This is a genomic window from Gordonia sp. HS-NH1, assembly GCF_001418765.1.
Classification (GTDB): Bacteria; Actinomycetota; Actinomycetes; order Mycobacteriales; family Mycobacteriaceae; genus Gordonia.
The window spans coordinates 63,586-77,005 of the sequence record NZ_LIYC01000009.1; the positions used below are offsets into that span (position 1 = coordinate 63,586).

Genomic DNA, 13,420 nt, shown 5'->3' on the forward strand with positions numbered 1-13,420 from the left:
ATGCGCACCGAGGTCGACATCGTCGCCACGGTCGACCGCGGCGTGCGTCACCGGGCGGTCGGGGGACTGGGCGTGCGGGTCACCGCTCCCGGCCACGTGCAGCTCATCGGTACGGCCGCGACGCCGCTGGGCGGTGACGAGATCGTCGTCCGCATCGAGGTCGAACCCGGTGCGCATTTGCGGGTGGGCAGCGTCGCGGCGACCATCGCACTACCGGCCCGCGACCGTGTGGACTCGTCGGCCCGGTGGGAGATCCTGGTCGGCGACGGCGGCCGTCTGCGCGTCGATCCGCAGCCGACCGTGGTCGCCGGCGGCTCGGTCCACCACTCCGACATCGCGGTCGGTCTCGCGTCCGGCGCCACCCTCGATCTGCACGAACACGTGCAGATCGGCCGGGCGGCCACGATGACGGACACGACGCTGGCCGACCGTGATCGGGCGGGCACCTGGACAGGGGGACTGCGCGTGGACACCGACGGCGAGGTGGTGCTGGCGCATCGGCTGCGGCTGGGTCACGGCACACCGGCCGCAGCTGCCGGCCACCGCGCGGCGAGCAGCGTCTTCCGCTACCCGGACAATCGGCCGGGGGTGGTGCACGCGACCGAGTTCGCCGCGCGCCTCCAGCTGGCCGGTGGTGCCAGCCTGACCAGTGCGCTAGGGGCGTCGGTCAGCGCTGCGCGCCGGCTGGCCGACGACCTCGAGCTCGACGCACTGGCCGTGGCGCCGTAGCCCTCCGCGGTCAGCAGGCCGCGGAGGGTCAGCTGGCCTCGGCCTCGGATTCGTTGCCGTCGGCGTCTTTACCCTCGGTGGGTACCGACCCGGTGGTCCCGGGGCCGGTCGAACCCGAGTCCACGGTCCCGGCGTCGGTCTTCGCGGGTTCTGACTCCGAGGTCGTGCCGGCCTTCTCCAGGGCGGACAGCTGGCCGATCGCGGTTCGCGCATACACCTGCTGCTCGGTCACCGCGAGCTGCGATCGACCGCGCGTGGTGAACGCGAAGAACCAGTTGATCAGCGTGTTCAACCGGTTGCGGAACCCGACCAGATACACGAGGTGCAGCGCGAGCCAGCCGAGCCAGGCGAAGTAGCCCTCGGTCTCGAACGTCTTCTTGATGCCCGGGATCGGGACCTGCATCACCGCGGAGTACCGCGAGATGGTCGCCATCGAACCCTTGTCGTAGTAGCTGAACGGCTTGCGCTGGTCCGGGGTCTGGCCCTTCAGCTCGGCCTTGATGGCGTCGGCCGCGTAGCGACCGCCCTGGATCGCGCCCTGTGCGACGCCCGGCACGCCGTCGACCGCCATCATGTCGCCGACCACGAACACCTCGGGATGGCCGGGGATCGTGAGATCCGGCAGGACCTTCACCCGTCCGGCGCGGTCGAGTTCGACGCCGGACTGTTCGGCGAGCTGCTGTCCGAGCGGACTGGCCTGCACGCCGGCCGACCAGACCTTGCACTGTGATTCGATGCGGCGGGTGGTGCCGTCCTTCTCCTTGACGACCAGACCGTCGTAGTCGACGTCGACGACCATCGCGTTGAGCTGGATCTCGACACCCATCCGCTCGAGCCGCTCCGCGGCCTTGCCGCCGAGCTTCGGACCGAACGGCGGCAGGACGGCCGGTGCGGCGTCGAGCAGGATCACCCGGGCCTCGGTCGGGTCGATGTTGCGGAACGCGCCCTTGAGCGTCTTGTCGCTCATCTCGGCGATCTGCCCGGCCAGCTCGACCCCGGTGGGGCCGGCGCCGACGACCACGAAGGTCAGCAGCTTGGCGCGCTCGGCGGGGTCGTGGGACAACTCGGCCTGCTCGAAGGCGCCGAGGATGCGGCCGCGCAGCTCGAGGGCGTGGTCGATGGTCTTCATGCCGGGTGCGAACTCGGCGAAGTGGTCGTTGCCGAAGTAGGACTGGTCGGCGCCGGCGGCCACGATCAGGTCGTCGTACGGGGTGACCGTGATCCGTTCGAGCAACCGGGAGGTGACGGTCTTGGCATCCAGGTCGATGTCGTACACGTCGCCCATGAGCACGGCGGTGTTCTTCTGCTTGCGCAGGACGACGCGGGTGGCCGGCGCGATCTCGCCCTCGGCGACGATGCCGGTCGCCACCTGGTAGAGCATCGGCTGGAACAGGTGATGCGTGGTCTTGGCGATCAGCGTCACGTCGACATCGGCCTTGGCCAGTCGCTGGGCGGCGAACAATCCGCCGAAGCCGGACCCGATGATGACGACTTTCCGGCGGGTCGTGGCTGCTCCAGTGGGGGCCTGGACGGCGGGGCTGCTCATCTCCAGACATCTCCTTCTACGTCGTTGGGCGACGGTCGTGCGGGACTTCGGCGGACCGGGTGGGGGCGCTACCCGAGGTGACGGTGCAGCGCCGGGGCCGGAGTACGACCGTGCATGTTCTCAACGGTAGTCAATGATGATCCGATGGGCGCGGCCAGAGGGGTGTTGTGCTCACGCGGTGAGACCGCCGGCCGACGACCAGCGCTGCGATCGCTGCTGCCAGTCGGCGCGAAGGATCTCGTACTCGACCTCGGAGCGGTCCCGGTCCGGGTGGATGGTCAGCAGGTCGGCCGAGTCGGCGGCATCGTCGCAGAGGTGGATCGCGCAGAGCGTCATGCCCAGTTTCTCCATCACCCGCCGCGACGACGCGTTGCGGGCGACGGTGCTGGCGAAGACCCGTTCGGTCCCGAGGTGGTCGAACGCGAAGGCGACGAGGGCGAACGCCGCCTCGGTCGCCAGCCCGCGACCCCACACCGTGCGGCGGAGGCGGTAGCTCAGTTCGAGTTCGGCCCGGCAGCTGTGCCGTGGGGTGCGCAGCGAGATCCAGCCGAGGAAAGCGGTCGTGGCGGGGTCGCAGAGAATCCAGGTGCCGGTGCCGTACTTGCGACGCTCGGTCTCGGCACGGGGGAGCATCCAGTCCTCGATCACGGCGCGCGGGGTGGCCGCACCGCCGCTCACATAGCGCATGACCTCGGGATCACTGTCGAGGTGCACGAGCTCGTCGACATCGACGGCGGACACCGGGCGCAGCCGAGCCCGTACCGTGTCGATGTTCACCCGAGCCCCTCACCGCGCGCCGGGGGTGCGCGCACCGATTCGCCTGTGGTTCTGACCCCCGGCGAGTGAGTCTACGGTCTGGCCGTCGGTGACTCCGGCAGTTCGCCGCACGCGTGTCCCGCACTAAGATCTGCGCCGTGGCCCTCGACCCAGACGCCCTCGATCCCGACGCCCTCGATCCCGACGGGCACGCAGCCGGTTCTGCCGGGCCCGACTATCACCTCGACGTCCCGGTTGCGCTGCGGTGGGGTGACATGGACATCAACAACCACATCAACAACGTGCAGATCTCCCGGATCTTCGAGGAGAGCCGCGTGCGTTCGTTCATCGAATGGATGCCCGACCGCCCGCGGCGGTTCTCGTTCCTCGTCGTCCGCCACGACATCGAGTTCTCCGCTCCCGTCCACTACTCGCCCGACCCCGTGCACGTCCGCACGTGCATCGGACGCGTCGGCCGGTCGTCGTTCGTCATGGCCCTGCGCCTGTTCGACCAGTCCGGGACGTTGTGCGCCACCGCCGAGACCACGATGGTCGTCGTCGACCCGGACACCGGCCGACCGACCCCGATTCCCGACGACGCCCGGGGACTTCTGTCGGCACGGCTCGGGGAACCGGTGCGGTTCCACACACCCCGGCCGGACGTCGCGGGTTGACCGGCCCGCGCCCGACGGGCACACCCTTCCGATGCTGATCCTCCACCGCGCCGAACGCACCGACACGCTGGCCGACGCCCTGGCCGACGTCCTGACGCATCCGCTGGACGATCCGATGCGTCCGGAGATCGTGTCGGTCCCCGCCGCCGGGGTCGAGCGGTGGCTCGCCCAGCATCTGGCACGGCGGTTGGGGACCGGTGCCGGCGGCGACGGTATCGCCGCCAACATCGACTTCACCGGGCCGTCCCGTCTGGCGGACGCGATCGGCGCCGCGGTGCTCGGCGGAACCCGTCTGAACACCGCCGCCTCGCTCACGGCGCCGGACGACCCGTGGCGCGCGACCGAGCTGACGTGGCCGGTGCTGCGCGTCCTCGACGACCGGATCGACGATCCCGCTCTGGACGTCATCGCGCGGCACATCGGAGCCGGCGATGCCTCCTCGCCCCGGATCGGACGCCGCTACGCCACTGCGCGGCATCTGGCCGAACTGTTCGACCGGTACGGGCGGTCGCGGCCGTCCCTGATCGCCGACTGGGCCGCCGGTGACGACCTCGACGGCGCCGGTCGACCACTGCGGGATGACCTCGCCTGGCAGCCGGCGTTCTGGCGTGCGGTCCGCGAGGAGATCGGCCGACCGCATCCCGCGGAGGATCTCGCCGCCGTCTGCGATCGCCTCCGCGCCGACCCCGCGGCCGGCGGGTTGCCGGAACGACTGTCGGTGTTCGGGCCGACGCGGATCACCGAGTCGTTCCGTCAGATCGCCGCCGCCGCGGCCGTCCACCATGATGTCCACCTGTTCGTTCCGCATCCGAGTCCGCGCCTGTGGGACGAACTCGGAGCCCTCGTCGACCGCGATGCCCACGAGGGGGTTCCGCCGAGGCGCGGGGAACGCGAGCTCCCCGAACTGCGAAACCCGTTGCTGGCCGGCCTCTCCCGGGATCTACAGGAACTGCAGTTGCGGCTTGCCCCGATCGTGGATCGGGACGTCCACCATCCGCCGCGGCAGCCGGTGGTCGCGGATTCGGCGCTACACGCGGTCCAGTCGGGGATCCGCGATGACCTCGACCCTGCGCCCGACGTCACCGACTCCTCAGGTGATTCCGGCCCCGTCGGCATCGCGCACGGTGGCCTCGCATCGTCGTCGGCAGTCGCGGACCGGTCGGTCGAGGTGCACGCCTGTCACGGACCCGAGCGCCAGATCGAGGTGCTGCGGGATCGGTTGTTGCATCTGTTCGCCGACGATCCCGAGCTGCAGCCGCGCGACGTCCTCATCATGTGTCCCGATGTCGAGACCTTCGCGCCCCTGATCCGTGGTGCGTTCGGTCAGGCGGGACTGCCGCATCCGGCCTTCGACCTCCGAGTTCGGCTGGCCGACCGCGGAATCCGTCACGTCAACCCGATCCTCGACGTGATCGTCGGGGTCGTCGAGCTGGCCGCGGGACGCGTGACCGCCGGTGATGTCGTCGACCTCCTCGGGGCCCCGCCGGTACGAACACGATTCGCGATGACCGACGACGACCTCGACCTCATCCGGGAATGGTTGGCGCACAGCAATGTCCGCTGGGGTCTGGGCGTCGCCGAACGGGCCCGGTACGGTCTCGAACGCTTCCGTCAGGGCACCTTCGATGCCGGCCTGGATCGCATCTCCCTCGGCGTCGTCGCCGAGGAGTCCGACGATGAATGGCTCGGCACCGCACTCCCGCTGGCCGGCGTCGAGAGCACCGGGATCGACCTCGTCGGCCGGTTCGACGAGTTCCTCTCCCGCCTCGGACGCGTGCTGGCCGAACTGCGGGAAGCCGCGCCCGCGCACCGCTGGGCGGAGACGCTCATCGATGCCGTCTCCTCTCTCACGGCGACCGAGCCCGTCGACGATTGGCAACGCGCGCAGGCCATCCGGATGCTGAGTGAGGCCTTCGGCGACACCCGGCCGGTCGAGCCGGAGGAGGTACTGCGCCTGGCAGACGTGCGGGACCTGTTGGCGGCTCTGGTCGCGGGCCGGCCGACGCGCTCGAACTTCCGCACCGGAGAACTCACCGTCTGCACGATGGTGCCCATGCGCTCGGTGCCGCATCGGGTGATCGTGCTCCTCGGTGTGGACGCGGAGGTCTTCCCGCGTGTGCAGCGCATCGACGGAGACGACGTCCTCGGCGTCGATCCGCTGGTGGGGGAGCGTAACCCGCGGGACGAGGACCGGCAGTGTTTCCTCGACGCGATCTGCGCGGCGCAGGACGCACTCCTGGTTTTCTACAGCGGTGCCGATCCGGTGTCGGGCCGGCGGATCCCGCCCGCCGTGGTCGTCAGCGAACTCACGGACACCCTCACCGGCCTGACCGGCACCAGCGTTCTCCGTCGGCACTCTCTGCACGGGTTCGATGCGCGGAACTTCACTCCCGGTGGGGTGCCGGGCATTCCGGGACCGTTCAGCCACGATGCGTCGATGCTCGCCGGCGCCGAGGCGTTGCGCGAGCCGTCGCAGCGTCCGGTGGTTGCCGCGCACGAGGTACTGCCCGCGCCGGAACGCACTTTCGACACCGAGGACATCGACCTCGCGACGCTCATCGATTTCCACGTGGATCCGATCGTCGCGTTCGTCCGGCAACGACTCGGTGCCCGCATTCCCGACGACGACCGGCCGCACGACGACCAGCTCGACGTCGAACTGGAACCGCTGGACAAGTGGGGAATCGGCGATCGGTTCCTGTCCCGGATGCTGACCGGGGTGTCGATCGCGGACTGCGAAGCGGCCGAACTCCGGCGCGGCACCCTGCCGCCGTTCGCGTTCGGTACCCGCGAGCTCCGCGCGATCTCGCGGGCGGTGACCCGCTTGCACGGCGTCGTCGAGCCGTTGCGGTCGGGGACTCCCAGAACCCTCGACGTCCTGGTCCGCCTGCCCGACGGACGCCGGGTGCATGGCACGGTCGGCGACGTGTTCGGCGACACCGGACCGGCCGCGGTGGTACGGGCGACCTATTCCAAACTCAAGGCCAAACAGCAACTCAGTGGCTGGATCACGCTCCTCGCGGTCGCCGCCGCGGCGACTCAGGGCAACCCCGAAGCCCGACCGGTCGAGTCGGCGGTCCTGGTCGGGCGTGCCGCACGGGGCGGTGGGACCAGCACCGTCAGGCTCCGGCGTCCCGAGGATCCGGTCTCGCTGCTCCACGACCTCGTCCGACTGCGCGACGAGGGTCTGCGTCGCCCGCTGCCGCTGCCGTTGGAACCGGCGTGCACTTTCGTCGAGAACGACGGTCCCGGCCGGCGGAGCACCTTCTCGCTGGCCAATGCCCGCAGGACCTTCGACGACAAGTTCGGTCCCGCCAACGACCCCTACGTGAAGCTAGCCTTCGGAGGAGACGTACTGGCCGATGTCGAGTTCGACGACCTCCTCGACGACCCGGCAGCCGAGCAACGAACCATCGGCGGTGTCGAGTTGGCCATGACCGAGGGAGAGCCGCTGTTCGCCGGCCTGGCTCGAACCGTGTGGGTGCCGCTCAATCAGCACCGGGAGGGCACATGAGACGCCCGGCCACCTTCGACATCACCGCCGACCTGCCGGACCACACCACGGTTCTGGAGGCGAGCGCGGGCACCGGGAAGACCTACGCGATCGTCGGTCTCGCCGCCCGGCACATCGCCGAGGGGGTTCCCATCTCGGAGATGCTGCTCGTGACGTTCAGTCGGGCCGCGACCGCCGAACTGCGCGAACGCATGCGAGACCGCGTGCGGGAGTTGCTCGACGGGCTCGGCCGGACCGGACCGGTGCCCGACCACGACGCGTTGCTGCAGATGCTGGCGCAGGGATCTCCGGCCGAGGTGGCCGCGCGCCGCCACAATCTGGCCCGCGCCCTGAGCGACTTCGACGCGTCGACGATCGCGACCACCCACACGTTCTGCAACCGCATGCTGGAGGCGCTCGGCTTTCTCGGTGAGCGTGAACTGGTCTACTCGATCGTCGAAGAGGTCGACGAGCTCACCGAAGAGGTGGCTCTGGACCTGTACCTGCGAGGATTCTGGGCCAGTGACACACCGGAGTTCGACTTCGCCGAGGCCCGCGCCATCGCCCGCGACGCGGTGCGTCAGGCGTCGGTCGCGCTGGCGCCGGACGAGTCCGAGTCGACCGATGGGCCGGGGGCTGACGCCGTCGCCGCCCGCCGGGTGAGTTTCGCGTCCGCGGTCCGCCGCATCGTCGAGACCCGGAAACGCGATGCGCGCGTGCGGACCTACGACGACCTGCAGGCCATCCTGCACCGGATCGTGACCGACCCGGTGGTCGGCGAGCGCGCGTGCCGCCGAATCCGCGACACCTTCACCGTCGTCCTGGTCGACGAGTTCCAGGACACCGATCCGCTGCAATGGGAGATCGTGCGCCGCTGCTTCCACGGACACCGCCGCCTCATCCTCGTCGGCGATCCCAAACAGTCGATCTACGGATTCCGCGGTGCCGAGGTCCTCAGCTACCTCGCCGCGGTGTCCTCCGCCGACACCCTCCAGGCGCTCGACGTGAACCGCCGATCCGACGGCGCCCTGGTCGACGCCCTCGGTCATCTGTATGGCCAAGCCGCGCTGGGACATCCGGGCATCGTCGTGCATCCCGTCTCCGCTGCGCACGCGGGGAGCCGTCTGGACGACCGGCCACCGTTGCGGATCCGTGCGTTCCTGCGCAACGACTTCTCCACCCGCAATTCCTACAACCTGCCCTCGGTGAAGGACGTCCGCGCCCGGATCGCGGTCGACGTCGCCGACGACATCGCGCACACCTTGGCCCAGAGGGCTCGGCTCGAGGTCGACGGAGTCTCTCGCCTGGTCGACCCTGGCGACATCGCGATCCTCGTGCGGCTCAACAGCACCATCGAGCCGTTGCAGCGCGAACTGGCCGCGCGCGGCATCAACTCGGTCATCGGCTCGGGGGTCAACGTGTTCTCGACGACCGCGGCCCAGCACTGGTTGTGGGTGATGCGCGCCATCGAACAGCCCTCCCGCGCCGACCGGGTGCGGCTGGCCGCACTCACGACACTCCTCGGTTGGTCGACCGAGCAGGTGGCGACCGCGGGTGAACCGGCGATCGCCGAGCTCGGCGCCGAGATGTCCTCGCTTGCAAGAGTGTTTGTCCAAGGCGGGTTCGCCGCGATGGCGCAGCGGCTCCTCGACGCGCATGGGGTCGCGGCTCGGGTGCTGGCCACCGAGAACGGGGAACGCATCCTCACCGATCTGCTGCAGGTGTCCGCGCTGTGCAACAAGCACGTCGTGGAGACCTCGGCGGGACTCAGCGCCCTCGTGGAGTGGCTGGCCGAGCGGATCGCGGACACGTCCGCGCGGCAACGGTACGAGGATCAGAGCCGCCGGCTCGACCGTGACACCCAGGCAGTCCAGATCATGACCGTGCACGCCAGCAAGGGGCTGCAGTTCCCGATCGTCTACGTTCCCTACGGCTGGGACGGGACGTGGATCGGCGACCGCGGCAACATCACCTACCACGACGAATCGGGTACGCGGCGTCTCGATGTCGGCGGTGGGCAGGCCCCCGGACGCGCGGCCCGGCGCAAACGCTATGCGGAAGAGACCGCCGGTGAGGATCTCCGATTGCTCTACGTGGCCCTGACGCGGGCGCAGTCGCAGGTCGTCGCGTGGTGGGCGCCGTCGATGAACACCACGAGCGGGCCGCTGCACCGCCTGATCTTCGGCCGCGGCACCGCGACGCGGATCCCTTCCGAGACCGGCGAATCGGTGTGGTCCGTCGCCTCTGATGTGCCCATTCCGGACGAAGACCCCACCTGCGTGAGCGAGCTTCGCGCCCTGGCCGAACGCGACGCGGCGATCTCTGTCGAGCCCGCCGGCCGGATCGAGGCAGCCGCGGTGGCGGCCCCGCCGCGGTCCGAGGGGGAGGCCGCAACCCTCGGGGTGGCACGGTTTCGGCGTGGCATCGATCAGGAATGGCGTCGGACGTCGTACTCGGCCATCGTCGCCGACGTCGCGCACAGCGCACCCGGTGCGCCCGCCGGCCCGGTCGTCACCACCGGCAGCGAACCGACCGAGGACATTCTGACCGACGAGCCGGTCGCCGATCCGACCGAGGTCGACGAGACGAATCCGGACGCCGACCGGGCCGGAACGCCGTCGCTGATGAACGGGCTGCCCTACGGTGCGGCGTTCGGAACCCTGGTGCACGAGGTCCTCGAGTATGTCGACACCTCGGCGCCCGACATCAACGCCCATGTGCGCGAGCTCTGTTCACGCGCCCTGGGGGTCCTGCCGGCCGACATCGACGCCGATGTGCTGGTCACCGCACTGGTGGGCGTTCTCACCACCCCACTCGGATTCGGCGACCTCTGGGGTGTCGAACCGGGCGATCGGCTCGCCGAGCTCGACTTCGAGCTCCCGCTGGGACCGGCCGACCGCACATCCGGCGGCGGTGGGGCGACCCCCGGGCGGTTCGCCGAGCTCCTGGACCGGTATCTGCCCGGCGGGGATCCGCTGCGGGACTACGCCGATCACCTGCGCGAACTCCCCGCCCGAGAACTCCGCGGGTTCCTCACGGGCAGCATCGACTCGGTGCTGCGCACCCCGGACGGGCGTTACGTCGTCGTCGACTACAAGACCAACCGGATCCGTCCGGGCGACCTCCTCGTCGAGGATTTCGACACCGAGGCGATGGCGGGCGAGATGACCGCGGCCCACTACCCACTGCAGGCGATGCTGTATTCCGTTGCGCTGCACAGATATCTGCGATGGCGCGTACAGGATTACGATCCGGTCCGGCATCTCGGTCCGGTGCAGTACCACTTCGTACGCGGAATGGCCGGTCCGGATACTCCGCCCGGTTGCGGCGTGTTCGAGTGGGACCTGCCCGCAGAGCTGATCATCGCGCTGTCCGACGCGCTGGCGGGAGCATCCTGATGTCCACTTCCGATGTGCAGGTGACTGAGTGGGCCACCGGTGTGCTCGCCGAGTGGAACGAGGCCGGTGTGCTGGCCGCGGCAGACGTGCACATCACCGATCGGCTCGTGGCGATGTGCGCCGAACCGGTCTCCGAGACCGCGCGCCTCGGCGCCGCGCTCGCGGTACGCGCGGTGCGGCTGGGTTCGACGTGCCTGGCACTGGACCGGTTGGGTGACCTGGCCGGCGAGACCAGCCCGGATCTCACGGTCCCGTCGTCGGATGCGATGCTCCACGCGTTGCTGGAGAGTCCGCTCGTGGCCGGCAGCGAGGCGGGTCCGTTGCGTCCGTTGGTCGTACGGCAGTCCGTCGACGGGCCGCTGGTCTATCTCCAGAAGTACTTCCGGCAGGAGCAGACGATCCGGGACACGCTGGCCCGCCGCGCACAGACGTCACCGGCCGTCGACGCCGACGCCCTGCGCGCCGCGATCGCCGCCGTGTACACCTCGCCGGAGGACGGCCGGCTGCAGAAGCTCGCCGCCGCGGTCGCCGCGACCCGGTGGACGACCGTCCTGGCGGGCGGTCCGGGCACCGGCAAGACCTACACCGTCGCACGCATTCTCGCCGTACTCGACGCGCTGCAGGGCCCCGGCCTCCGGATCGGACTGTGTGCGCCCACCGGCCGGGCAGCCGCCCAGTTGCAGGCCTCGGTGGAGGCGGAGTCGACGGTGCCGGTCACGGCGCACGCCATCACCCTGCACTCGCTGCTCGGCTGGCGCCCGGGAGCCAACCCGAGGTATGGCCGCGGGCGTACATTGCCGCACGATGTGATCGTCGTCGACGAGACATCCATGCTGTCGATGACCGCGATGAGCCGGCTGCTCGACGCGGTCCGGCCCGACGCGCGCGTGATCTTCGTCGGTGACCCGCATCAGCTCGCGTCGGTCGAGGCGGGTGCGGTGCTGGCCGACCTCGTCGAACGGACCGATGTCATCGGGGTGCAGGCGGACTCGGACGCTGCGGTGAGGGCGTCGCAGGCCGCGCTGGAAGCGGTGGGTCCGGCCGGCGAAGACCTGGACCCGGCCGACACGGATCGCCTCGCCGACGGCGTCATTACCCTGCGGCGGCAGTTCCGGTTCGGCGGTGGCATCTCTCGGGTCGCCGCCGCCGTGAATTCCGGCGACGCCGACGAGGTGGTGAGACTCGTGACCGCGGATGACGTTCCGAACGTCGAGCTCGTGTCAGCCGATGACCTCGACGACGTGCGTGCTGATGTCGTCGAGTGGGGTAGGGCCCTTCGAACGGCTGCCCGCGACGCCGATGCCGAAGCCGCCCTCGATGCCCTCGACACCCACCGTGTGTTGTGCGCGCACCGTGAAGGGTCGTCGGGCGTCCGCGGATGGTCGGCCAGGATCACCGAGTGGCTCGGTACCGCAGGCGCGGAGCACACCGGATGGTATCCGGGACAGCCGATCCTGGTCACCGCCAATGATCGTCAGACGTCGACGTTCAACGGTGACACCGGTGTCGTGATCGCCGACCCCGACGGCCGAAAGCAGGGAGCCGACGCCGTCCGGGTCGCCTTCCGGCGGGGCGGATCTGTCCGACTGCTGCACCCGACGCAACTCGCCGACGTGGAGTCGGTCCACGCGATGACGATCCACCGTAGCCAGGGGAGTCAGTTCCGGCAGGTCACGGTGATCCTTCCTCCCCCGGGGTCGGAGTTGCTCACCCGGGAGCTGCTCTACACCGCCATCACCCGAGCCCGCGAGCGCGTGCGGATCGTCGGGACGCCAGAGGTCCTCGCCGCGGCGGTCGATCGACGCGTGCAGCGGGCCAGCGGTCTGCGATCAGCGGTGACACCGTTCGGGGATACGGAGTGATTCCGGCAAACCCACCCCTTTTCCGTAAACCCACCCGGTCCGAGCGCGGTGAGAATCTGGAAAAGGGGTGGGTTTGCGGGCGCGGGGTAACTCGTCGACCGTCCTAGAACAGGTCGCACCCACCGGGGACGAGGTCTCGCCGCTGGTAACACTCGACGCCGAGCAGCTTCTCCTGGACGTCGTCGGGCAACGTCATGAAGCCCGAGATGGCCCGGCTGCGAGGGATCTCCGAACGGTGGGCGGTGACCGCGGCCCGCTTCCGGGCCGCGAGATCCGACACGTCGACGACCACGTCGATCTCGGACTCCGGCGTCCCGGGCAACTGCGCCCGCGGGATGTCCGCGAAGAGGCTCTCCGCGAGGATGTCCATCATCCATTCCGGGATCGTGGCGAAGTACAACGAACGGACCCGCCAGGCCGGCCCGGCGCGGTGATAGAGCTTCGTCGACGCCGCGGCATCCGCGGCCGCGCACGCGAGCCGATGGGCATGGACGTGGTCCGGGTGACCGTAGACGCCCAGCGAGTCGTAGGTGATCACGATGTCCGGTTGCAGGGCGCGGATGTGGTGGGTCAGTGCGCGGACCTGTTCGTCGAACGACGCGTCGCACAACCGCTCCGCATCGGGGGCCGACTCCGGTCGCCGGTCGTCGGCATAGCCGAGCATGATCGGCGGGCGGGGCATCCCGAGGATGTTCACCGCGTCGGCGAGTTCGCGGTGCCTGATCGTGCCGTCGGTCCAGGTGCACATGACGAGGTCCGCCTCGCCGCCGGCGTCGGTGTGACGCGCGATCAGGCCGCCGGTCCACAGGGATTCGTCATCAGGGTGCGCGTGCACCAACAGCAGTCGTGGTGTGCCCATCCACCTGGCTTCCTGATCGTTCCCGGCCGGCACGGATGCCGCCCGGGTTAGTCGGTCCCCGACCCAGGGTAGCCACACCACCGCTCGGTAAAGTCGGTGTCCG

General features: G+C 69.9%; 8 protein-coding genes. 5 read left to right on the plus strand and 3 right to left on the minus strand.

Translation table 11 applies throughout. The features are described 5' to 3' along the window. On the plus strand, positions 1 to 729 hold the full coding sequence (locus AMD30_RS08970) for an urease accessory protein UreD (protein WP_055475403.1): 729 nt from the start codon (positions 1 to 3) through the stop codon (positions 727 to 729). Positions 730 to 757: 28 nt separating this feature from the next. Here the strand turns inward: AMD30_RS08970 and AMD30_RS08975 are convergent, their stop codons facing one another. Together AMD30_RS08975 and AMD30_RS08980 are read right to left on the minus strand one after the other, a co-directional pair. Next, positions 758 to 2,275, minus strand: coding sequence for an NAD(P)/FAD-dependent oxidoreductase (locus AMD30_RS08975; protein WP_014926973.1), 1,518 nt, complete (start codon positions 2,273 to 2,275; stop codon positions 758 to 760). A gap of 171 nt (positions 2,276 to 2,446) precedes the next feature. Next, entirely contained in the window at positions 2,447 to 3,052 is a 606-nt protein-coding gene (locus AMD30_RS08980) for a GNAT family N-acetyltransferase (protein ID WP_010843827.1), read from the minus strand. Positions 3,053 to 3,189: 137 nt separating this feature from the next. On the opposite strand from AMD30_RS08980, the gene AMD30_RS08985 reads away from it, so the two are divergent. From AMD30_RS08985 to recD, 4 genes are read left to right on the plus strand one after another with little or no spacing between them, the layout of a single operon-like run. Then, entirely contained in the window at positions 3,190 to 3,705 is a 516-nt protein-coding gene (locus AMD30_RS08985; protein ID WP_055475404.1) for an acyl-CoA thioesterase, read from the plus strand. 31 nt (positions 3,706 to 3,736) lie between these two features. After that, complete coding sequence (recC, locus tag AMD30_RS08990) at positions 3,737 to 7,219, plus strand: exodeoxyribonuclease V subunit gamma (protein WP_055475405.1); 3,483 nt, start codon at positions 3,737 to 3,739, stop codon at positions 7,217 to 7,219. Next, on the plus strand, positions 7,216 to 10,596 hold the full coding sequence (locus AMD30_RS08995; RefSeq protein WP_055475406.1) for a UvrD-helicase domain-containing protein: 3,381 nt from the start codon (positions 7,216 to 7,218) through the stop codon (positions 10,594 to 10,596). Before recC ends, AMD30_RS08995 begins: the two co-directional genes overlap by 4 nt. Further along, positions 10,596 to 12,458: an exodeoxyribonuclease V subunit alpha gene (gene recD / locus AMD30_RS09000; protein WP_055475407.1), complete on the plus strand. Its 1,863-nt coding sequence runs from the start codon at positions 10,596 to 10,598 to the stop codon at positions 12,456 to 12,458. The genes AMD30_RS08995 and recD overlap by 1 nt, the downstream gene beginning before the upstream one ends. Before the next feature lie 103 nt (positions 12,459 to 12,561). On the opposite strand, the gene AMD30_RS09005 is transcribed toward recD, so the two are convergent. Next, positions 12,562 to 13,317 carry a PIG-L family deacetylase gene (locus AMD30_RS09005; RefSeq protein WP_055475408.1) on the minus strand — a complete coding sequence of 252 codons (756 nt, stop codon included), beginning with the start codon at positions 13,315 to 13,317 and terminating at the stop codon, positions 12,562 to 12,564. Positions 13,318 to 13,420: the final 103 nt, after the last annotated feature.

What these genes read in the sequence shown, in the direction of transcription:
- AMD30_RS09005 (WP_055475408.1), bottom strand. Translation starts at nt 13,317, where the DNA reads ATGGGCACACCACGACTGCTGTTGGTGCACGCGCACCCTGATGACGAA.
- AMD30_RS08975 (WP_014926973.1), bottom strand. Translation starts at nt 2,275, where the DNA reads ATGAGCAGCCCCGCCGTCCAGGCCCCCACTGGAGCAGCCACGACCCGC.
- recD (WP_055475407.1), top strand. Translation starts at nt 10,596, where the DNA reads ATGTCCACTTCCGATGTGCAGGTGACTGAGTGGGCCACCGGTGTGCTC.
- AMD30_RS08970 (WP_055475403.1), top strand. Translation starts at nt 1, where the DNA reads ATGCGCACCGAGGTCGACATCGTCGCCACGGTCGACCGCGGCGTGCGT.
- AMD30_RS08995 (WP_055475406.1), top strand. Translation starts at nt 7,216, where the DNA reads ATGAGACGCCCGGCCACCTTCGACATCACCGCCGACCTGCCGGACCAC.
- recC (WP_055475405.1), top strand. Translation starts at nt 3,737, where the DNA reads ATGCTGATCCTCCACCGCGCCGAACGCACCGACACGCTGGCCGACGCC.